Here is a 21,683-nt window from a genome sequence, read left to right as displayed (position 1 = left end):
AACATTCTGTCAGTGCTTTTTGCGAGGCGCAAGATAGGAGTTTCACAAAGGCGATTCACGTTGCAGCGTGGGTCGTCTTTTTTATATGAATTTGCCGTTTCTATAAGAGAATCAAATCACCTTGTAAACTTCCTTGTGAAAGGAGGTGAGCAGGGTGAAAATTCTTTTATGGGAAATGAGAACCGAAAAGCGGTTCACATTGGTGGAGTTGGCGAAGAAATCCGGAATCGGAAAATCAACGCTCAACAACATCGAAAACGGCAAGGTGTCGCCGACATTGTTTCAGCTTGAAATGATAGCCATTGCAATGGGCGTTAAAATCACTGACCTGTTTGAATCCGAATACAAATAATTGTACCACACGCCGGACAGGATGTCGGCAGCAGGTGAGAATATTTCCATAATCATGGAAATGTGCCTCACGATTTCCACAATCATGGAAATTTGTGTTACAATGTGATTCGGAAAGGGGTGGTGTTCCCTTGAATTACAAAGAGGCTATCATGGAGTTAGTCGGAAAGATACATAGTGAAAAAATCCTCAAGAGGATATATAAATTCGTTTTGTATCTTTACACCAAAGAATGAGGCTGGCAGTTGAAAAGACTGTCAGTCTTTTTCTTTAAAAAATTCTATCATTTGGTCAAGAATCCTGCCTAGTGCTGCAATATCATCATCGTTCAGACTAAGCATGAATTTAAAAATGTTCTTTCGGGCATCATCCTCCCCTGCCATAATGCGGTCAATCTTTTCGATGAAATCATCGTCAGAATCGACGAACATTTCTCCCTCACCAGTGGTCAACCATATGTAATCAACATTAAATTCTCTGTGGATAGCCTTGATATTTGCATCGGTGAGGGCGTTTCTGCCTGTTTCGATTGCGCTCATGGTAGCCTTTTTTAAGCCGATGCGCTCACCAAATTTCTCCAATGTGAGACCAAGAGTTTTTCGGACTTCTTTGACACGTTCACCTTGCGTCACGTTTTTTCACCTCCATCCTTTTGGGATAGCATACCACACAAAAAAATAGAAATCAATAAAAAAGTTTATTCAATAGACAAAATGTTATTGACAAAGTCAATTTAATAGATTATGATGTCTATAAAATAAACAACAGGAGGGAAAATCAATGAAAGAATATACATTTGAGGAATTAGGATATTTCGCAGAAAGAGAGTGCGAGGCAATCAAAGAACAGTTACAGGGTCATAGCTATATGAATTTTGATATTACATGGAGTAATTGCGCCGGAAACTGCACGTTGATTGTAAGAACAGACTATGAAGATTCGGAAAAAGAAATCAAAAATTTTTTCCTGCATTGCGCTCTTGGAATGATTTTTCAGTTAAAGAAGTGATAAAGCAGCAGGGAGGCGCAAGCCTCCCGCATATTAAGGACAGGAGGGTCAAGGGAATGGAAGAATTTTTGATGACCATGCAGATGGCAGGGGCAACGCTCACAAATGAACAGATTTCGGAACTGGGAACAGAGGCACATGAGAAATTCGGAATCAACAAGGACATTTTCATGTTTCTGCTTTTGAGCGGGAGGGATGATTTCAAGAAGTGGGTGCATGAACAGGCAAGCAGGAGGTTAAAAAAGGATTTGCGGTCTGCATATGCACAGACCGCAGAGAGTGAAAAAAAGGAAAAGGTTCTCAATGAGTGGTTAGCAGGTTTTCAAGGGAAGATGCAAGCTGCTCATGATATTCACGGAGAATCCCGACCGTGACACCTGCGGAAATTTTTGCAATACGTTCAATCTGTTCAGCGTGTCCGGCTGCATCCGGATTCTTGTCAGATAGATTGACGGTTGCATCAATAGCAGAGTTCACGGCATTGTTTAATATTTCGTCAAAATCAATGTTGATTTTCAAAGTTCTCACCTCCTGTCATTTATAAGATGGTCGCACATTCATTATAGGGCAGGAGGGGCAGCAGGGCAAGGAGAACTGAAAGCCGAAACGGGGCAGCAGTCGCCCTGTCATGCAAGGATGGCAACCTTGTGTCTGACGATGGCAAGCCGAGAGACAAAGTCAGTGATACCGTGGGAAACATGGCAGCGGGTGAGCCATGCTAGAGAGTTCATAGTCGGTCAACAGGTTTTTCTTGATTTTTTAAGGTGAAAAATCAAAACACGGTAGACATCGCCGGAGCAGAGGTGAGCGGTTTGAATAAACCGAGAGAACCACCACAAGGAGGAGGAGAGGACATGGAAATCGGGAGGATATTGCCAACGGAGGCAGCAACAATCCTCAATGTGTCACCGCAATTCGTGAGGATTGCAATGCAGCAGGGAAAGCTGCCAATCGGAACGGCGGTTCAGATGTCATCAATTTGGACGTATCACATTTCGGAAAAGCTGTTAGCGGACTATTCCGGAAAAGATATAGAGAAAGAGATTCAGCAGATTAGAGGAGGTGCTAATCATGACCAAAAAAGAGAAAAAAGCAGTAATTGAGAGCATGGCAGAGCGTTTCATGGGAATTGATGACCTTGAGGGAAAGTCAATGACCATAATGATGATGTCTGCATATGCGGAGGGAAAAGCAGCAGGAAAAGCGGAGGAGCGGAGACGATGGGAGCAGAAACAGGCAGCAGTCGCAACGGCTTGATGGTAGCATGTGAGGGCGACTGGGGATTGCCCTGCGAGTTTGAAGAAAGAGACATCCGGATGTGTCCGGTATGTAATAACGAGGTTGACCGTGAGGACATGGATTTTACAAGGGATTGTCACGGAATCACATTCAGACTTGTTTGTCGTCAGTGTTGGGCGAGGCTCATGTCAAAGGGGTATGACGGAGAGTATTACACGGAGGCAGACGAGCAGATTGAGGATGACTATTGATAAAACAGAGAGGAGGAACATTCATGACAGTAAAAGCAAAGAAAAGGGAAATGGTTGAGGGAATTGCAGAGAAATTTCTGTTATTGCCGGAATCTGACAAGTCGTTCATCGCCGGATATTTGACAGGCAAAGAGGAGGAACGGGCAAGATGGCAGCAGGAGCAGGAACGGAAACAGGCAGCAGTCGCAACGGCTTGACGGCAGCGGGTGACAAGATGCGCCCTGTCAGAGACGGCAGGGCAAGGGCAGGAGGGGCAACGTGAGAGAAAATAAAAAGCCGATAAGCCGAGAAGATTGGCGACATCAGCCGTGGGAATTGAGACAGATGCAAGCCCTCTCTTTAGATTCAAAGCAAAGAATGTCCGAACGGAGAATTAACGGGTGGTTCGAGGAGTTCGGCGATGATGTGTATTTGAGTTATTCGGGAGGGAAAGACAGCAGTGTTTGTCTTGAGTTAGTGGCGAGGTATTGTGCATCATGCGGTTACGACCTGCACGTTGCTTTTTGCGATACGGGTCTCGAATATCCGGAAATTAGAGAGTTTGCAGAATATAACACAAAGAAAGTTGCGGAGCGGTACGGAATCAATATCAGTTTTGACAGGTTGAGACCGGACATGAATTTCCGGCAAGTGATAATCGAATACGGATATCCAATTATCAGTAAAGAGGTATCGAAGATTATATATGGTGCAAGGCACAGCAAAGATAAAAAACAGTCATACATAAATAAATTAAAAGGCTTGAATCCGGATGGCTCATTTTCAGAATACAAACAGAGATACAAAAAGTATGAGGTTCTACTGCAAGCACCTTTTGAAATATCAAATCGGTGTTGCGAGAAGATGAAAGAGTTACCCGCAGCGAGGTATGAGGCAGAAACGGGGAGAAAAGCGATTGTCGGAACTATGGCAGAGGAATCGAAACAGAGGCTTGATGCGTGGTGTAAAACCGGATGCAATGCGTTTGATTCAGACCGCCCGATGTCAAAACCTATTTCTTTTTGGACGGAGCAGGATGTTTTGAGATTGATTCTCAATGAGGGGTTAGAGATAGCGTCAGTATATGGAAATATCGTGCCGGACTATAAAAAAATGGGAACAACAAACGGTCAGATTGATTTTTGCGATATAGGATTTGGTGGCACGGATGAACGACCGCTCAAGACGACTGGATGCTCAAGGACTGGATGTATATTCTGCGGTTATGGTTGCCACAGAGATAGAGGAATCACAAGATTTCAGAGACTAAAAGAGACACATCCAAAGCTATACAGATATTGCATCGACGGAGGAGAGTGGAACGAAAAAGGAATGTGGCAACCGAGCAATTCGGGGTTAGGGATGGGGTTTGTCTTTGACTGGCTCAATGAGCAGTTTGGGGAGGATTTCATCAGATACAAATAAACAGGTCGGGAGGTGACAGCAGGTGAGCGCAGAGAATATCAAGAAATTTTATGAGACCATTGCACGGATAATCTCTGAACGGGAGCAGGTCAAAGTGACAGTGCAGGTCAGAGAGAAAGAGGCAGCAGCTTGAAAAGGATAAAAAGAAACGGGCGACCGTTGGCAGCAGTCGTCCGTTTCAATCGTGTCTTTGTGTCAGTTGTTCTACAAGAAACATTATAACAAATCTGACACCAAAACACAAGCATAAAATCATGAAAAAAGCCTCATTTCAAGGGATTTTTCGGGCTTTCAGCGTCCTTGTAATAGATAGTAACAAGTCAGCGAAAACCTTGAGGGGCAGGGATAACGGGAGTGTGTCAGATGGAGAAGAAAGGACAGGAAAGAAAGAGGAAAAAGAGGGGGATGCAATTCATCCCGTATGACTATGAGGCAGCATACAACAAGTCAATAGAGTTCATGCACGAATGGATTCTTGAGAATATGTTTTCCCACGGGAGAAAGATGGTGTATGCCCTCAAAGAGATAACAGCAGGAGAACAGTTTGAAATTGAGATATATCCGCAGTTCCGGAAAATGGATGATGTACCAAAAGAGGGGCAGAGGATTGTCAAGGATAACAGCAAGGCGCAAAAGAATCTGAATGATAAAAATGCGAGGAAATATGTGGAGCGTCTTATCAATCAGAATTTCGGCGACCGTGACATATGGTTGACGCTGACCTATGATGACGAACACCTCCCTCCGGACGGAGACATTGACGCAGCAATCAAGAACATGCAGAACTACATACGGCGGGTGAACTATCAGAGGAAAAAGCGGGGATTGCCGAACGCAAAGTATGTCTATGTGACGGAGTACAACGAGGACGCAGAAATCCGGTGGCATCATCACATTGTCATGGATGGTGCGCTTGACATGGATGTGGTTGAGGGATGTTGGAATCAGTCGAGCCGGAATGAGGTGAGGAGGCTGCAAAAGGATGAAAACGGTCTCTCCGGAATGTCAAGGTACATGGTCAAGGAAAAGAAGCGCATCAAGTCGGAAAAGCGGTGGAATAGTTCTCAAGGGCTGCAAGACCCAAACATCAAGGTCGTTCATTCAAAGCAGCCGGAAAAGGGCAAGGGCAGCTATAAACCGATAGGGAAATACGTTGACGGCATGGTCAAGAATCAAGATTCCATTCGAGAAGTGCTTGCGGGGTGGTATCCGGAATTTGATTTCACGGATGCGGGCGTTTATTACAACGATTTCAATTTCATGTTCTACATACACGCAAGAATGAGGAGAAAAAAGGACAATGAAAAAGAGACAGAGGGAAAGAAAGCGAAAGCACATCCGGATGATGGTTCTGCCCGTGGTGGTGGCGGTGGTCATCCTCATGCTAACGGCAGCGGTCAAGGGTGATGACAGCGGGCAGCAGGGCGAGAGGCATGAGGAGGTCAAGAACATCGAGGCGGTGTCCTCATGCACACAGACCGCCGACACGCTGACAGGGGCAGCAGTACCGGAGCAGGAAAAGGAATTTGAGGAGTGGGTGAAACCTCACATTGAGGGCATGGTTCCCGTATATGGCAGGGCGGGCATTGACTACATATCACTGGATGACTTTGAACTCATGGGAAAGACCGTGTTTGCGGAGGCAAAGACGGAGGAATTTGAGGGGCAGGTCGCCGTTGCGGAGGTCATTTTGAATCGGGTCGAATCAGAGAATTTTCCGGACACGGTGGAGGAGGTCATCAAGCAGGGCGGGGCGTTTTCCTCATGGGGGAATGGTTCGGTCGAGGATGCACCGCTTGACGATGAGTGTCTTGAGGCGGTGCAGGATGCGGTCAACGAGAGGATTTTTCCGGATTCGGTGGTTTATTTCCGTGAGGGGAATTTTCATTCGTTTGGAACGCCGTACACGGTCATCGGACACCATTATTTCAGCAGCGAGGAGGGAGAGGACAGGTGAGGACGGTCGGGCAGCTTTTCCGGAGGCTTTTGTGGATGTTCAAGGTCAAGGATTGCCGTCATATATGCCTGTTCTGCGAACATTATCATATTTGCACCATAGACGGGGAAACGGAAAGGAGAGGAAAAGAAATGAACATGAAATATGCAATAAGGAGCGAGGACACGGAGCAGATTGCCGTCGTCCAGTGGGCGCAGTACAACGTGAACCATCATCCGGAATTGAAATGGCTGCACCATTGCCCGAACGGGGGCAGCAGGAACCGCCTTGAGGCGGTCAAATTAAAGCAGATGGGCGTGAAAGCGGGTGTCTCCGATTTGTGCCTCCCGTACCCGAAAGGGATTTACTGCGGGCTTTACATTGAAATGAAATACGGGAACAACAGGCAGCAGGATTCGCAAAAGGAATTTCTTGCGGACATGGCAGCAGTCGGACATTTCGTCGCAACCTGTTATTCCGCAGAGGAGGCAATCACAGTCATTACGGAATATTTGAGCCTTGCGGACAGAAAGCACATGGAGCGCAACGACAGAATGAGCCTCCCGAATAACTGCATCCTCAAGGATGGCAAGGTCAAGGGAGGCGGTGCGTGATGACATTGGAGGAATTTGTCAAGCTGCTTGAAAATTCTGACAGGCTGCGAATCCTAAAGGATGAAAAAGAGGTTTTCGTCGGATGGCTTGCGTTGTTGTTCATGCACAATGAAATGTTTGAGGAGATTCGGACGGATGCAGTCAAGAAATTCAGAGCGATTCCGGAAATCCGTCATAAACAGTGGAAAGAGCGGAATCTTATGAAACCGCTTGAGCCGGACAAGACACCGGAATTTGCTTTCAGCGATTTACAGATGAATCTCTATTACACAATTTATTTATAGGCGGGAGGTGAGGAGGACGAGAAAATTCATCATGGCAGCAGGTGTCATTGCACTGGGGGCGTTCGTCATATTCGGGATTCTGCTTTATAAGGTCGGGGAAAACATGGCGTATATGCACCGATGCGGATGTCATCAAAGAGATTATTGATTGAGAGAGAACAGGAGGAAACAACATGAAAACTATTGCAGTAATGTCACCAAAGGGAGGAATCGGGAAAACCACAACCGCCGATTCCATCGCCTATATTTTAGGAGAGGAACACGGGAAACGTGTGCTTGTGATTGACGGAGACCCGCAGGGCGACACGTCAAAGACGTTCGGGGCGTATGAGCCGGAGGGAATCGGATTGAGTGAACTGCTTGAGCGTCATGTCAATGTTGGGGGAGATTACCGGACATCGGAACTCATTCAGACGACGCAATATGAACACATTGACATCATTCCGGCGAACGGGTATCTCATGCGGACGGACATGAACCTGCTGCTCAAGCAGGAAGAAAATCAAGTCACAAGGCTGCGGGATGCGCTCACGGAGGTGTCGGGTGCATACGATTATTGTATTTGCGATTGTGGGAGGCTGCTTGACATGGTGGTCATCAATATTTTGTTGTCCGCCTCCCTTGTCATTGCACCTGCAAAGGTAGGGGGATTTGAGAACGAGGCTCTCCGGAATCTTGAGGAGCAGGTCGAGGATTTGAAAGAGGTCAATCCGGATTTGAAAATCAAGGTCGTCATGACGATGCGACAGAAAAACAAGACCTCCCTTGACATGGAGTTGTGGCTGCATGAGGAGTATGGGTGGAAGATGTTCACGACACCGATTCGTCGCTCTATCATTGCAGAAAAGGCGACCATGTCAATGAAACCGTTGCCGGAGTTTTCAAAACGGGGGATTGTGACGCAGGACTATCGGAACATGGTTGAGGAACTCATGAGGGAGGTGTGAGCGTGGGAAAGCGGAAAATAACATGCAATAATTCCTCATGCAAGTATCATCAAGCAGGTGGAAAGTGCGACACCTGCATCACAATCACTCCGTCCGGAAAATGCGGGTCGTTTGAAAAAGGATTCGTATATTATTTTCATATCGTGTGGGATGCACTGAAAAACAAGAATTATATTGACATGGTGGAAGTGCAGCAGAATCCGGACTTGAGAATCGGCTTGTATTATGTGATGGACTGCTACGGTTTAGGATGTTCGGAAATGGAATGGGGAACATGCCGGATGCTCATGCTGAAGAACGGAGAAAAGGGCGAATCGCTCAACTATGAGGGCATCGTTGCACTGGGGATGAACAAAGAGAAGTTCGGGAAACATTATGAAAATTTCATAAACGGAATCATGCCGAACACAAAAGAGGAGCAGGAGGCAGCGGGGCAGCAGGAGACAGAATCAAAAGAGTTCGGATGGTTGTCTCCGGCAGGAGAGTTCACGGAAAGCCCGTTCGGGTGTCATGAAGAATCTGCGGAGGAAATCTGCGAAAAGAAAGGATTCGGTGAAGAATACTGGAAGTGGAGAAAAGAGAGAAAAGACGGAGAAAATTGCTTGAGATTAAAGCGTGATTTCCTCTCAATGGTCAAAGGATATTGTCTGATTCACAATCCGTCCGGATGTGGCGGTTATATTGTGACCAACATGAAGAATCTGACAAAGAAACAGAAAGATTTCTTGTATGGGTATTTCATGGATATGGGAGACAGATTCAAGGCAGAGCAGTTCATCGAGTAAAGGAGGAAAGGCGATGGGAAATGTTATAAATACCGCACCGTGTCGATTCTGCGGACAGATGGTGCAGATTGAGGCAGATGGAAAACTGACACAGCCACAGGCAGAGGAAAAGGCGACAATGACCTGTCAGTGTCCGGAGGCGGTCGAATATCAGAAAGAAAAGCAGCGGAAAGAAAAGGCACTGAAAAATGTTTCTGTCCTTTTTGGTGAGGATGCAGCACCGGAGAAAAGAATCGGGGAGGGGATTGTGAGCATACTGCGGGCAGCAGTCGAGGAAATTTATTCGGGAGGGCTTGCAAAGGTCACTTTAAACCTACGGGGGGGCGTTAAAGCCTCAATTTCGCAAAATAGCAAAGGTGAGATAAATGTTGAGCGGACGGAGACTAAAAAGCAGAAATTAACAGAATAGAGGGTGATGTGGCGTGACGGAGAGGGAAATCTGCATCATGTACCGTGAGGCGAGAAACCAAAACACGCAGTTACAGATATTAGCAGAGTTAAACGACGTAAACCGGAATGAAATCATACGAATTTTGGTCAAGAACGGTGAAAAGCTGCCCTCCCGTGTAATCAATCAGCTATACAAGCGGTTAGACGTTTTAGAGGCACAAATCTCCGAGAGGGAAAAAGAATATCGTGAAATCGTTCGGGCATTGAACGGTGGTGAAAAACAGGAGGAAAACCATGCAAAGAATAAATATATCCGTGGATATGGAAAACAATGAGATTCTATCAAAAGAGATAGAAAAAGCTATTGCGGGAACGGTCAAGGCAAAAACAAGGGAATTTTTCAATGAAGAACTTGAGGAGGAGGTCAAAAGGCTTGCGGACAATACTCTCAAAAAGTGGAATGAAAGAGGGTATTATAGCAAAGAGACACCGATTGAAAAAGAGGTGAAGAACCGGATTGATGCAGGAATCAAGGAAATATTGGGAGAAATCACCGTGTCAAGACGGGATATAGACGACCGGATTGAGGAAAAAATGAAAGACATTGCATCAAATATTGATTATGCGGTCGGGTTGCGTGTGGAAAAACTGGCAATAAAGGACTATGTGAAAGAGGTGGTTGTGTCAGCGGTTCGGAAATTATACCCACAGGAGATTTTGAGACTTGCGGAGCAAAAGGAAATTGAGGACTTGAGACAGAGGGTGAAAGAACTTGAGACAGAAAACGAGGCTCTAAAAGCCGGAAAACAGGAGGTTTTGTGATGGCAACGGGATTCAGCGTCATGGACGCATTAAACAAGAATAGCAAGGCGGGCATCGAGGAGACACCGAAAGCGAGATTCCGCACCAAAGACATTTCGATTTTCAAGATGTACCGGAATGAAATGAACTTTTACAGTATAGCAGCGGTTGAGGAACTTGCGGGAGACATTCTGACATTCGGTCTCAAACAGAACCTTGAACTTGTATATGAGCCGTGCGAAAAGGGTGAATATAGGATTGTTGCAGGGGAGAGGCGGTGGCTTGCATTAAAGCACCTTGTCTCAAAGGGTTATAAAGAGTTTGAAATGGCGACGAGTAAGCTGACCACACCGCAGGATGCGGACGAGGAGCAGGTGGAGATCATTATTGCGAACGCATACCGGAATAAGAGCGTCGCCGACATGATTGAGGAGGAAAAACGCCTCAAGGAATCACTGGAAAAGATGAAAGCAGCAGGAAAGCAGATAAAAGGCTATGACCTCACGTCCGGTCGGCTGCGGGATGTCATTGCCTCCATGCTGCACATGTCAAAGACAAAGGTTGCACAGATTGAATCTGTCAATAACAATCTGATTCCGGAATTTAAGGAAGAACTGACAAACGAGCGTCTCACGTTTTCCGCTGCCTATGAACTATCCGGAATGTCAAAACAGGAGCAGCAGGAGGCACTTGAAAGGTTCAAGGAATCCGGCGAACTCTCCCACAAGGAAATAAAGACGATGAAAGAGGGAAAAACGGGGCAGCAGGAGACGCAGAAAGCAACCGGAGAGAGCGCAGAGACCGCCACAGACGGGCAGAACGGAGCAGAGCCGGAAAAGAGTACACCGGAAACCGAAAACGTCGGAAATGGGGCAAATACAGAGCCGGAAAAGGTATCAGAGGAGGCGGGTGCATATATCGGGGTTGACATGGCAGCAGGAGACGGCTATCAGACACCGCATCCGGAGGGAATCACGTCTCTCTGCTATTCCTGCACAAAATACGAGACTTGCAACGTCAAAACCGGAACATGTACAAAGTGCGACCAGTACGAGAACAGAGCGGAGGCGTACAAGACCGACGAGCAGCGGTATTCGGACGAGCAGGACAGGATTGACAAGGAGACCGCAAAGAAACTCCGTGAAAAGGCAGACGAGGAGAGCATGAACAAGATTCCGTCTACATCCGGCGAGAATGGTCAGAAAGTGCATCAGATAAGACTGGGGGAATCCTATTTCGAGGACGCTTGCAGCAATAGAAAGAGTTTTGAACTCCGGAAAAATGACAGGGGATATAAAGAGGGCGACATCCTTGAATTGATGGAGTTTGCGGACGGCAGGAACACCGGACGCATGGTGAGGAAACTGGTGACATATATCCTTGAAGATTACACAGGACTTGAGGACGGATTCTGCATCATGGCGACATCGCTTGTCAATAAGGACGGGGAGGCGTTGCAGGGGGCTGATTTGGGGCAGATATGCGCTGATATAAGGGCGAACGGCGACGGCTGCATTGACGGGGGTGAGGAGTACATATTGATTGACAAAGCCGTGAGCATCGTGAGAGACGGCGGGAGAGAATAAGGCGAGGAGGCAGCAGGACGGTGAATGATGTGAAAATGACATTAGGAAGTTTGTTTGATGGAATAGCCGGGTTTCCTTTAGCAGCAAAGCAAAACGGAATAGAGACAGTGTGGGCGAGCGAGATTGAGGAAAATTGTATTGAGATAGCGAAATATCATTTTCCGGATGTTGTGCAGTTAGGAGACATTAGGGAGATAAAGGGAGAGGACATTCAGCCCGTGGACATTATCAGTTTCGGCTCACCATGTCAGAATCTTTCAATAGCAGGAGACCAAAGAGGACTTGACGGAAAAAAATCAAATCTTTTTTTTGAGGCAATACGAATTATTTATGAAATGAGAGGTGCGACAAATGGGAAATACCCCAAATATATTATATGGGAAAACGTGGCAGGAGCATTTTCAAGCAATAAAGGACAGGATTTTCGCCGGGTGCTTGAAGAAATCACAAAAACCTATATTCCAATACCTAAAAGCGGGAAGTGGGCGACAGCCGGAATGGTTAGAGGCAGCACTGGCAGTACCGCATGGAGACAAATGGATGCTCAATACTGGGGAGTGCCCCAACGTAGAAAACGTATCTACCTTGTACATGATTTTGCAGGAGACAGTGCAGGAGAAATATTATTTGAGTGCGAAAGCATGCTTGGGTATACTACGCAGGGCAGAACAACGAAACAGGATATTGCCCGGAGTTCTGAAAGAGGCATTGGAACAACAAATATAGAGCATATTCCATATAGGGATTGCGGATATGGTGCGTATGCAGAGGGAATCGGTACACTAAGGGGAAGCAGAGGAAACAACGGAGGAGGCAGTGAAACCTTGATTGTGAGAAAAGAAATGACGTTTGCGGAGGCATATCAACATCATGGATATAGAATAAGCGATGTAGCGAATACGCAGACGGCGGGAGCGAATACATCAATAAGGGGAGACACAAGCCTAATAATTGAAAATGAGATAATTCCGTTTGATGATTTCGCAAAAAACGAGGATGGAAGATACTGGGCGTGTATTTGCGAAAAATGCGTTAAACAGAACAATATTTCTGAAAATCTGCTTGATGATGTGGGAGTGGGAATTTGTGGAGTGGCAGGTTGCGAAAATGAGGCTGATTATTACATTGATTTTCCGGAAATAGAAGAACCAAAGGGGAGCGTATGGAAAATACCGCTTTATCTGCTGCAAGGTGAAAAAGAACATAAAAAATATAAAGTGAGGAGATTCACGCCGACAGAGTGCGAAAGACTTAACGGATTTCCGGACGGATGGACGGAAAAGAGGTCAGATGGAAAAGATTCATCCGACACAGCGAGATATGTGTCGCTAGGGAATAGTATTGCGGTCCAGTGTGCGGACAGAGTGTTCGCCGGAATTATTGCAGTGGAAAAGAGAAAACAGGAGGCAGCAGGACAATGAATAAAAGCGCATTAAAAGCGTTGTTTATCAATGCAAAGGTAGAGGGGGGGCAAGGTATATTGGCGTAAAGATTGCGACCGAGGGCAGCAGCGAGCTGGAAATCATTATCAATCCGGAAAATAAACTTTAGAGGACGAGGAGACCATCAGAAACGGGATTCCTTATGATATTGGAGAGGAGGAAAATCATGGAATTAGTTAGATGCGATTTGTGCGGAAAAGAAGTGAGAAAAAAAACGGGAAATAAGGTGAATATTCAATATGGGAGTAGGATGTTCTTTTTTGCAGGAAATGGCAGTTTTGAAATGGATATGTGTTCTAAATGTACACGGGAACTTGTAGAAAAAGTGAAAGAAAACCGAAAAAGAGCAGACGGAGAAGATGGGAGGCAGCAGGATGATGAATAAAAGCGCATTAAAAGCGTTGTTTATCAATGCAAAGGTAGAGGGGGCAAGATATGTCGGGGTAAGGATTGAAACGGCGGGCAGCAGTCAACCGGAAATCATCATAAATCCGAGGGAGAATTTCGACGCAAAGTTAAACTATTATATGAGTGCATATGATGACGATTTGATTCTGATTTCCGCAAAAGGAAAGAAAGAAATCCGAATCACGGGCGTTGCACAGGGGAACACGTTTGAGGATATTGAATATCAGTTGATGTCGGTTGGAGTGGGGTGGAAAAAGCCGATTTCGGACGCAATCGACAAATCCTATAACAAAATGATTGCGGAGACACCGCCACAGACCGAGGAGGAAAGACTGCGGTGTGAAACCATGAAAGAGGCGGTCAAAGGGATGTTCCTTAGTGCGAGCAGGACGGCAGCGGAGGCAAGGTTCATATTCGAGAATATTGAGAAGTACGAACGGCTTTTCGACATTTGCATGAACGGTGATGACATGGAGTTCAGAAAGGGCTTGACGGAATTACAGAGGATGCAGAATGAGCATATTCTGAAAGAGGAGAGCAGCAAATAAAGAAGTGGAAACAGAAACGGAGGAATCGGCGTGAAAGAGGAAAAAGAACAGACGGTCATCGACAAGACATATTTATATCTTGAGAACTATCGTGAAATGGAGCGGTATATCAATGATGCGGTGTCGGAAGTGTCACAGATTCCAGATATAGATAAATATAATATATCGGCAGAAAAGGCGTTTTTGCAATCAATCAAAGAGTGCAAGGCAGAAACTATCATATTGTTCTATCATTTGAAAAAAGCCCTTGCATCGCTGAAAGAGGATGCAGAGGCAGCAGGAGAGTTATACAAATATGAGGCTCTTGAGGAAATTTACATAAAAGGGAGAACATACGAGGATATTGCAAAGGAAAATAACTGTGGTAAAAATTCTCCGAAACGATGGTGTAAAAACATGGTTCAAAAACTTTCAGTGAAATTGTTCGGTGCAAGGGCAATTATAGAAAAATTTTAAAAAGTGCTTGACTTTTTGCGCGTGCTATAATAACATATTTATTGCAAGGGCAAAAAGTGAGGTGATAAATATTGAGTCCACGCACAGGGAGACCACCAAAAGAAAATCCGAGAAATGTTAACTTAAACATAAGGATAACAAAGAATGAGGCAGAAAGGATTCAGAGTTGTGCTGATAAATTAAGTATGACTAGAACAGATGTTATTATGACGGGTATAGAATTGGTGGAAAAGCAGATTGAACAAAAATAGAGTGTTGCCCGACTAGCAATCAACACAACACTCTATCAACAAGAAGTTTCCTTCCATGAAATATTCTATCATGATTGAGAACTTCTTTCAAGAATGATTTTGAAAGGAGAATGACGATGAACGGGAATGAGTGTGTCAGCAAAGTGATGGAGGCAGAAATTTATAGAAATGCAATAGTGGATATTATTGGAAAGATAAAGCCGGAGTATTTAAAGAGAATTTATAGTTTGGTCTCTTATTTGTACTTATGGAAATAAGGGGAAATACATACAACGGAGTGAAAATAGTGTAAAAAACGTGGTAAAACAGTGGTTTTTTTGTGGTAAAAAGATGGTGAACACAAGTCAAAATAAATGTGTTATTATGGTAGCGTGAACAGTTGAGACGAGCGATTGCAGAGATGCAGTCGCTTTTTTCTTGCCTGTTCGCCCTCCTGTTATAGCGGGCAGCAGGGCGCAGCGATGCGGTCTATTGCCCGCCTCTCAAAAGCGGATAGCAGGAACGGGAACAAAGGGAGGAGGATGAACCATGCTATTGAAAACATGCAGGTGTGGAAAGCTGATTCCTCAATCAATAAAGATGTGTGGGGAATGTGAGCAGAGGCAGCAGTCAAGGTATGTGGTGTACAACAATACACGCAGAGACCAGAGGGCAGCAGAGTTCTACATATCAAAGGAGTGGCGGACATTGCGTCCGGTCATCATGAGCGTGTACGGGCATGTGGATATATACGCATTGTATGTCCTGCACGAACTGAAAACTCTTGAGGAATCCGACCCGATTCACCACATCGTTGAACTTGAGGAGGACTGGGAGCAGAGGTTGAACCCGCTGAACTTGATACCTCTCAAGCATGAGACGCACAGCACCATCACAGCACTATATAAACAGAGCAACGCAAGCATGAGAGCGACGCAGAAACGGTTGAGGTCACTGATTGAACGCCACTTTAAAGAGGCGGGGGGATATGAAAAAGTTTTGAGTGATGCTTTTCTAGTCACGCCCCCTCTTTTCCGTGGAGAAAACTCCCCACGGAAATTTCAGTAAACAGGGTACGCCGGAGGGGGTGTCAGAATGTGACACAAAAACGCTGAACACTAGACGGAAAGGGGGTTGACGTTGCGATGGCAGGACAGAGACAGCCCACGGATTTGGTGGTCATGAAAGGCAAAAAACACCTCACAAAAGCGGAGATTGAGGCGAGGAAAAACGCCGAGGTCGTCGCACCGAATGACAAGGTCAAGCCCCCGTCATACCTAACGCCGGAACTCAAGAAGAAATTCCGGAAAATGGCGAAAGAGCTGCTTGAAATCAAACTGATTGCAAATGTTGATTGTGATGCGCTTGCGAGGCTGCTGATAGCACAGGAACAATATCTTGAAATAACGGCGCAGATAAGGGAAACGCCGTTGATGTTGGATGTTCCGGTTTATGAGACACAGACGAATCCGGACACGGGGGAAAAAGAGCAGGTGCAGGTCGGAACACGGCAGGTCGTGAACGGGGAGCGTGAGCGTCTCATGATAATACAAGACCGCTGCATGAAACAGTGTCGGCAGGGGGCAAGCGATTTCGGGATGACGGTGTCGAGCCGTTGCCGTTTGGTCGTTCCGAAAGCGGGCAAGGAAAAACCGGAAAACAAGTTCAGCAAATACGCTAACGCATAATGGCAAAAGCGGAGCGCATCACCGACCGATGCACACAATACGCCCTTGATGTCACAGAGGGGCGCATCATTGCCGGAGAACTTGTCAGACTGGCATGTCAGAGGCATCTTGACGACATTGAAAAGTCAAAAGCTGCACCGTATAGGTACTATTTTGACGTTGAGCAGTCCGAGAAAATCATCAATTTTGCAGAGGAACTCACCATTGCGGAGGGCGAGGAGCAGGAAAGCGTCACGGCATACCCGTTCCAATGTTTCATTTTAGGCTCAATAAACGGGTGGAGGACGAAAGAAAAGTCATACAGACGGTTCAGAACGTCCTACATTCAGTTGGGGAGACAGAACGGAAAGTCATTCATCAATGGGATTTTGGCTGCATATTACGGCAATTTCGACGGTTACAAGTACGGGAAAATATACTGTACAGCCACAAAGCAAGACCAGGCGAACATCGTCTTTGATGAAATCGTCAAATTCATCAATTCGGACGAGGAATTGTCAGAGTGGTTCAAGGTACATGAGCATAACCACACAATAGACTGCCTGTTCACTCATTCGGAAATCAAGGCACTGTCCGGAGACACAAAGTCACTGGACGGACACCGTGCGTATTTGGGAATCGTTGACGAGTACCACGCACACAAGACAAATCAGATGTACAAACTGCTTGAGGGAGGTATCAAGAAACTCAAGTCGGCACTGATTTCCGTCATCACAACGGCGGGATTCGATTTGAAATCGCCGTGCTATAAATTATACGAATACTGCTGCAATCTTTTAAGGGGCGTATTCGAGAATGACAGTCAGTTCGTGTACATCGCACAGATGGACGCAGAGGATGACTGGTATACTCCGGAAAACTGGATAAAAGCGAACCCTATTTTAGAGTTTGATGCGGATGCGGTCGAGAACCTCATTCCGGTGGCGCATACCGCCCGTGACATGGGCGGGGAGGATTTACGGGATTTCCTTGTAAAGCAGCTTAATATGTGGATGCAGTGGTCAAATTCCATGTACATCAAGGAAATTGCAAAGTGGAAGATGTGCGCCGTTCCGAAATCGCTGAAAGATTTCAAAGGCTCAAAATGCTATGTCGGGGTTGACCTGTCATCCGGAGGGGATTTGACATCAATCGCAATCATCATCCCGCACATGGTCGGCGATGTGAAAAAGTATTTTGTACATACACATTCGTTCATACCAAAGTCACGGGTAGACGAACACATCAAGACTGACAAGATTCCGTATGACCTATGGATTGAAAAAGGTCTTGTGACGGTCACGGAAACACTGGGGGGAATCAAGACAGATTATAAATACATCATCAAGTACCTTGAGGAACTTGTGAAAAAGCATGGTTTGAAACCGCAGTTGATTTGTTATGACCCGCACAATGCGTCGGCGTTCCTGTCAGACCTTGAGGCGTTGGGGTTCGATTCCGTGTCCGTAACGCAGACGGCGAAAGAGTTGAACGATGCGACCGTCGATTTCAGACTGGAAATCCTTGCGGGCAACGTGGAGATTGAGGGCGTTGAGGTCGGAAAGGGTGAGAAAAAGAAAGTCGTTCCGGTTGATGAACTGCTGACATGGTCAATCGCAAACGCAAAGACCATTTCCAACAATTACGGGGAAATCAAGATTGACAAGGACATCACGACAGACCGCATCGACCCGATTGACGCAATCATTGACGCATGGAAACCCGCAATGAAAGAGGAATACAAGCCGGACATCAACGAATCCGTGAATGAATGGCTTGAGCAATACAAGAAATATGTGAAAGGTGGTGAATAAAATGAATCCGTTTCAGAGGCTTGCAAGCCGTTTCGTGAACTGGTGGCGGGGCGCACCGCAGGACACCGGAGGGGTGAGGACGCTGAACTCACAGTCTTTCCTTGAATCACTGGGATTGCGCCGGAAAAGGAAACCGACATCAGAGGTGACATATTTCACATGCCTCAAGATGCTATCGGAGACGCTTGCGAAAATGCCTATCAAATACTATCAGAAAACGGACAGGGGAATCGTGGAGGCAGAACAGACAGAAACGTCAAAGCTGCTGACAAAGAGACCGAACCCGTTCATGACACCTACGGTATTTTGGAATACCGTTGAAATGAACCGCAACCACTACGGGAACGCCTATGTGTACATGAGGAAAAAGTTCATCCGGCAGCGGTACGGGGGAGAGTTCCGAATCATTGACCTGTGGGTGATGCAGTCAAATTGTGTGCAGATAGTTGTCGATGATGCGGGGATATTCGCAGGGGTGGGGCGTTTGTGGTACGTCTACACCGACCCGACATCCGGCAGACAGTACGTTTTCAGCACAGACGAGGTGATGCACTTCAAGACATCATTCAGTTTTGACGGAATCACGGGATTGCCCGTGCAGCAGATATTGAGAGACACCGTGAGCGGGGCATCGGCATCACAGGAGTTTATGAACGGAATGTATGAAAGCGGGCTGACGGCAAAAGCGACGCTTGAATATACGGGCGAACTGAATGATGGGGCAAAAGAGGCTCTCCGGAAATCGTTTGAGGAGTTCGGCAGCGGGGCAAAGAATGTCGGGAAAATCCTGCCCGTGCCGTTGGGGATGAAACTCACGCCCCTGGACATCAAGCTGACCGATTCGCAGTTCTTTGAACTGAAAAAGTATACGGCGTTGCAGATTGCAGCAGCGTTCGGGGTGAAACCGAATCAGATTAACGACTATTCAAAGTCATCCTATGCGAACAGTGAATTGCAGCAGTTATCTTTTTATGTTGATACGGAATTGTTCATCATCAAACAGTATGAGGAGGAAATCAATTTCAAGATAGCGACGGAGGAGGAGCAGGATTCCGGATTTTATTATAAATACAACGAAAAAGTGCTTTTCCGGACAGATTCAAAGACGCAAATGTCATATCTGAAAGAGGGTGTCACAGGGTCAATCATCAAGCCAAACGAGGCGAGGAGAAAACTTGACATGCCGGATGCGGAGGGTGGCGATGAACTGTTTGCAAACGGCAGTATTGTTCCGCTGACTATGGCGGGGGCAGCATATCAGAAAGGCGGTCAGACAGAGGAGACCGCAGAACCGGAGCAGCCGGAGGAAAATGAGCCGGACACAGGGCAGCAGGTCACAGAGGAAAAAGAACCGGACGACACCGACGAGGCAGAGGACGGGGAAACAGAGGAGGGAGGTGATTGAAATGGCATTGAAAAGACGTTTTGATTTCACAAAAAAGAACAGGCGCACCGGAAAGATGGAAAAAGTCGGGTATCTGGATTTTTCCGAGGGTGAGGAGCAGGGCAGATGTTCCTTGTATTTTTACGGAGACATCGTGTCGGCGACGTGGCAGTCCATGTGGTACGAGGAGGACAAATGCCCGCAGGACATCGCAGATTTTCTCAACCAGTTGGACGGATATGAGGAAATCGACATCTATTTCAACTCCGGAGGTGGTGACGTGTTCGCAGGACTGGCAATCTACAACCAGTTAAAGCGGTACAACGGGAAAAAGGTCGGATATGTGGACGGGATGGCTGCATCCATCGCATCCGTCATCATGTTTGCATGTGACGAACTGCATTTTGCAACGGGCGCACAGGCGATGATTCACAAGCCCTTGTGCATCACGATAGGAAATGCAGACGACCACAAGGAATCCATAAAACAGTTGAATTTGTGCGAGGATTCCATTCTTGACATCTATGAACAGCACACAAAAGACGGTGTGACGAGGGATAAACTCAAGGCTCTCATGGCAGCGGAGACGTGGTTCAACGGAGAAAAACTGGCAGAGTATTTCGATGTTGAGGTTGAGGAGTGGGCAGCGGTCGCAGCGTGTACGTCTGACTTTTTTGACAGATACGCAAATGTTCCGGAGCAGGTCGGGGAGACAGGCAGGACGGGAACGGATGACATCGTCGATGCGGTGATTGAGGAAATGCAGAACCGTGAAAACCGGAGAATCGAGGAAGAAAAGCAGGAGATTCTTGCGGATTTGGATTTGTACGGTATTTGAAAAATGGAGAGGAGAAAAAGAGACCATGAACAAAGAATTGCAGAAACTTTTGAGGCAAATCAATGACAAAAAGAACGAGGTCAAGAGCCTTGTAAACGATGGGAAACTTGACAAGGCGAGGGCAGCGAAAGAGGAACTCAAGGCGTTGCAGGAAAAATTCGACCTGCTTTTCGATTTGGACGAGGAGGAACACGAGGGAATCGAGGACAAGGTCAGCAGGGGAACGGCAAAGGTCATCGGCGGTGAAAAGGCTGACAAAAAGAACCTTGTCAAGTCTTTTGTCAATATCATCAAAGCCGGATTCCTGCACGTTGAGCCGGACGAGGCAGACGTGAAAGTCTACAAGGACGCACTGACATCCGATGCAACGCCGAACGACGAGGGGCAGCAGGGCATCGGGGTGACGATTCCGGAGGACATCAGAACCGACATCATCGAGTTGCGCCGTTCCTCCGACAACCTTGAGCAGTATGTCAACGTGGAGGGCGTGACCACAAAGACAGGCACGAGGAACATTGAGGTCGATGCGGAATCCACGCCGTTTGACAATGTGGACGAGGCTGCGGATTTTCCGGAAATGGACGAACCCGTTTTCGAGCCTATCGAATACAAGGTCAAGAAAAAGGGTGGAATCCTCAAGATGACCGCCGAACTGCTTGAGGACACGGCAGCCAACATCATGGCGTATATCAACAAATGGATTGCCAAAAAGACAAAGGCGACCCGCAATGCGATGATTCTGAAAGTGCTGAACACCATGACGGTGGGGAAAGAGGTGGTCGTTTCCAACCTTGACAGCCTCAAGGATATTTTCAACGAGCAGCTTGACCCTGCGGTGGCAGCGACCTCTATTGTCATCACGAATCAGAGTGGGTTCAATTTCCTTGACAAGCTGAAAGATTCGGACGGCAATTACATCTTGCAGAAAGACCCGACGTTGCAGACAAAGGGAAAGCTGCTTTTCGGGGAATACCCGATTGTGAAACTGTCAAAAAAGACGCTGAAATCAAAGCAGATTCTTGCAGAGGACGGAACGACGGTCACAGGGTACAAGCATCCTGTTTTCTGCGGTGACTTGAAAGAGGCAATCACGCTTTTTGACCGGAACGTGCTGACCATCGACATCAACGACAAAGGTTCGGGGATGTGGGAAAAGGACTTGACCGGAATCAAGGTGCGTGACCGTTTTGACGTGCAGCCCGTTGACAAGGGGGCGGTCATCAAGGGAGAAATCACGGAGGTCGTGAACGGGTAGAAATGAGCGGGGCGGGATGACCGCCCCTGCAGGAAAGCAGGTGAG

29 protein-coding genes are annotated in these 21,683 nt (G+C 46.7%); 28 read left to right on the top strand and 1 reads right to left on the bottom strand.

Annotation, left to right across the window (positions count from 1 at the left end; genetic code table 11):
• The first annotated feature begins 154 nt into the window (after positions 1–154).
• Positions 155–352 (top strand): helix-turn-helix domain-containing protein, encoded by a 198-nt coding sequence (locus tag VV089_RS13585; protein WP_334336288.1) that lies wholly within the window; start codon positions 155–157, stop codon positions 350–352.
• A gap of 256 nt (positions 353–608) precedes the next feature.
• On the opposite strand, the gene VV089_RS13580 is transcribed toward VV089_RS13585, so the two are convergent.
• The gene (locus tag VV089_RS13580) at positions 609–983 is read right to left on the bottom strand and encodes a helix-turn-helix domain-containing protein (protein ID WP_334336287.1); all 375 of its coding nucleotides are present in this window, start codon (positions 981–983) and stop codon (positions 609–611) included.
• Positions 984–1,131: 148 nt separating this feature from the next.
• Here VV089_RS13580 and VV089_RS13575 point away from each other — a divergent pair, with 148 nt between their 5' ends.
• From VV089_RS13575 to VV089_RS13445, 27 genes are all read left to right on the top strand, one after another.
• The gene (locus VV089_RS13575) at positions 1,132–1,359 is read left to right on the top strand and encodes a hypothetical protein (RefSeq protein ID WP_334336286.1); all 228 of its coding nucleotides are present in this window, start codon (positions 1,132–1,134) and stop codon (positions 1,357–1,359) included.
• Between the two features lie 56 nt (positions 1,360–1,415).
• Positions 1,416–1,733, top strand: coding sequence for a hypothetical protein (locus tag VV089_RS13570; protein ID WP_334336285.1), 318 nt, complete (start codon positions 1,416–1,418; stop codon positions 1,731–1,733).
• Between the two features lie 480 nt (positions 1,734–2,213).
• Positions 2,214–2,462: a hypothetical protein gene (locus tag VV089_RS13565; protein ID WP_160273400.1), complete on the top strand. Its 249-nt coding sequence runs from the start codon at positions 2,214–2,216 to the stop codon at positions 2,460–2,462.
• A complete protein-coding gene (locus VV089_RS13560; RefSeq protein ID WP_334336284.1) occupies positions 2,431–2,616 on the top strand; it encodes a hypothetical protein in 186 nt (61 codons plus the stop codon). The genes VV089_RS13565 and VV089_RS13560 overlap by 32 nt, the downstream gene beginning before the upstream one ends.
• Positions 2,580–2,849 (top strand): hypothetical protein, encoded by a 270-nt coding sequence (locus VV089_RS13555; RefSeq protein ID WP_334336283.1) that lies wholly within the window; start codon positions 2,580–2,582, stop codon positions 2,847–2,849. Before VV089_RS13560 ends, VV089_RS13555 begins: the two co-directional genes overlap by 37 nt.
• Positions 2,850–2,872: 23 nt before the next feature.
• Positions 2,873–3,046: a hypothetical protein gene (locus VV089_RS13550; protein WP_334336282.1), complete on the top strand. Its 174-nt coding sequence runs from the start codon at positions 2,873–2,875 to the stop codon at positions 3,044–3,046.
• A 61-nt stretch (positions 3,047–3,107) separates the two neighbouring features.
• On the top strand, positions 3,108–4,253 hold the full coding sequence (locus tag VV089_RS13545; protein ID WP_334336281.1) for a phosphoadenosine phosphosulfate reductase family protein: 1,146 nt from the start codon (positions 3,108–3,110) through the stop codon (positions 4,251–4,253).
• 363 nt (positions 4,254–4,616) lie between these two features.
• A complete protein-coding gene (locus tag VV089_RS13540; RefSeq protein ID WP_334336280.1) occupies positions 4,617–5,660 on the top strand; it encodes a rolling circle replication-associated protein in 1,044 nt (347 codons plus the stop codon).
• Entirely contained in the window at positions 5,554–6,210 is a 657-nt protein-coding gene (locus VV089_RS13535) for a cell wall hydrolase (RefSeq protein WP_334336279.1), read from the top strand. The genes VV089_RS13540 and VV089_RS13535 overlap by 107 nt, the downstream gene beginning before the upstream one ends.
• Positions 6,211–6,341: 131 nt before the next feature.
• Positions 6,342–6,803 carry a VRR-NUC domain-containing protein gene (locus tag VV089_RS13530; RefSeq protein WP_334336278.1) on the top strand — a complete coding sequence of 154 codons (462 nt, stop codon included), beginning with the start codon at positions 6,342–6,344 and terminating at the stop codon, positions 6,801–6,803.
• Positions 6,803–7,087 (top strand): hypothetical protein, encoded by a 285-nt coding sequence (locus tag VV089_RS13525; protein ID WP_334336277.1) that lies wholly within the window; start codon positions 6,803–6,805, stop codon positions 7,085–7,087. The genes VV089_RS13530 and VV089_RS13525 overlap by 1 nt, the downstream gene beginning before the upstream one ends.
• Positions 7,088–7,260: 173 nt before the next feature.
• On the top strand, positions 7,261–8,034 hold the full coding sequence (locus VV089_RS13520; RefSeq protein WP_334336276.1) for a ParA family protein: 774 nt from the start codon (positions 7,261–7,263) through the stop codon (positions 8,032–8,034).
• Between the two features lie 2 nt (positions 8,035–8,036).
• Positions 8,037–8,819, top strand: coding sequence for a hypothetical protein (locus tag VV089_RS13515; protein ID WP_334336275.1), 783 nt, complete (start codon positions 8,037–8,039; stop codon positions 8,817–8,819).
• 13 nt (positions 8,820–8,832) lie between these two features.
• Entirely contained in the window at positions 8,833–9,228 is a 396-nt protein-coding gene (locus VV089_RS13510; protein ID WP_334336274.1) for a hypothetical protein, read from the top strand.
• 13 nt (positions 9,229–9,241) lie between these two features.
• On the top strand, positions 9,242–9,544 hold the full coding sequence (locus tag VV089_RS13505; RefSeq protein WP_334336273.1) for a hypothetical protein: 303 nt from the start codon (positions 9,242–9,244) through the stop codon (positions 9,542–9,544).
• Positions 9,504–10,031, top strand: coding sequence for a hypothetical protein (locus tag VV089_RS13500; protein WP_334336272.1), 528 nt, complete (start codon positions 9,504–9,506; stop codon positions 10,029–10,031). Before VV089_RS13505 ends, VV089_RS13500 begins: the two co-directional genes overlap by 41 nt.
• Entirely contained in the window at positions 10,031–11,596 is a 1,566-nt protein-coding gene (locus tag VV089_RS13495; protein WP_334336271.1) for a ParB/RepB/Spo0J family partition protein, read from the top strand. Before VV089_RS13500 ends, VV089_RS13495 begins: the two co-directional genes overlap by 1 nt.
• Positions 11,597–11,616: 20 nt before the next feature.
• Complete coding sequence (dcm, locus tag VV089_RS13490; protein ID WP_334336270.1) at positions 11,617–13,017, top strand: DNA (cytosine-5-)-methyltransferase; 1,401 nt, start codon at positions 11,617–11,619, stop codon at positions 13,015–13,017.
• Between the two features lie 187 nt (positions 13,018–13,204).
• Positions 13,205–13,423 carry a hypothetical protein gene (locus tag VV089_RS13485; protein WP_334336269.1) on the top strand — a complete coding sequence of 73 codons (219 nt, stop codon included), beginning with the start codon at positions 13,205–13,207 and terminating at the stop codon, positions 13,421–13,423.
• Positions 13,413–13,994, top strand: coding sequence for a hypothetical protein (locus VV089_RS13480; RefSeq protein WP_334336268.1), 582 nt, complete (start codon positions 13,413–13,415; stop codon positions 13,992–13,994). Before VV089_RS13485 ends, VV089_RS13480 begins: the two co-directional genes overlap by 11 nt.
• 30 nt (positions 13,995–14,024) lie before the next feature.
• Positions 14,025–14,450, top strand: a complete 426-nt coding sequence (locus tag VV089_RS13475; protein ID WP_334336267.1) for a hypothetical protein — start codon at positions 14,025–14,027, stop codon at positions 14,448–14,450.
• 779 nt (positions 14,451–15,229) lie between these two features.
• The gene (locus VV089_RS13470; RefSeq protein WP_334336266.1) at positions 15,230–15,748 is read left to right on the top strand and encodes a hypothetical protein; all 519 of its coding nucleotides are present in this window, start codon (positions 15,230–15,232) and stop codon (positions 15,746–15,748) included.
• Positions 15,749–15,825: 77 nt separating this feature from the next.
• On the top strand, positions 15,826–16,368 hold the full coding sequence (locus tag VV089_RS13465; protein ID WP_172528985.1) for a phage terminase small subunit P27 family: 543 nt from the start codon (positions 15,826–15,828) through the stop codon (positions 16,366–16,368).
• Positions 16,368–18,161 carry a terminase large subunit gene (locus VV089_RS13460; RefSeq protein ID WP_334336265.1) on the top strand — a complete coding sequence of 598 codons (1,794 nt, stop codon included), beginning with the start codon at positions 16,368–16,370 and terminating at the stop codon, positions 18,159–18,161. Before VV089_RS13465 ends, VV089_RS13460 begins: the two co-directional genes overlap by 1 nt.
• 1 nt (position 18,162) lies before the next feature.
• A complete protein-coding gene (locus tag VV089_RS13455) occupies positions 18,163–19,566 on the top strand; it encodes a phage portal protein (protein ID WP_172528987.1) in 1,404 nt (467 codons plus the stop codon).
• 1 nt (position 19,567) lies between these two features.
• Positions 19,568–20,383 carry a head maturation protease, ClpP-related gene (locus VV089_RS13450; RefSeq protein ID WP_334336264.1) on the top strand — a complete coding sequence of 272 codons (816 nt, stop codon included), beginning with the start codon at positions 19,568–19,570 and terminating at the stop codon, positions 20,381–20,383.
• Positions 20,384–20,408: 25 nt separating this feature from the next.
• A complete protein-coding gene (locus VV089_RS13445; protein WP_334336263.1) occupies positions 20,409–21,638 on the top strand; it encodes a phage major capsid protein in 1,230 nt (409 codons plus the stop codon).
• Positions 21,639–21,683 lie beyond the last annotated feature (45 nt).

This window comes from Candidatus Merdisoma sp. JLR.KK011 (genome assembly GCF_036941125.1).
GTDB lineage: Bacteria > Bacillota > Clostridia > Lachnospirales > Lachnospiraceae > Laedolimicola.
This window is presented reverse-complemented; position numbering and strand designations above follow the sequence as displayed.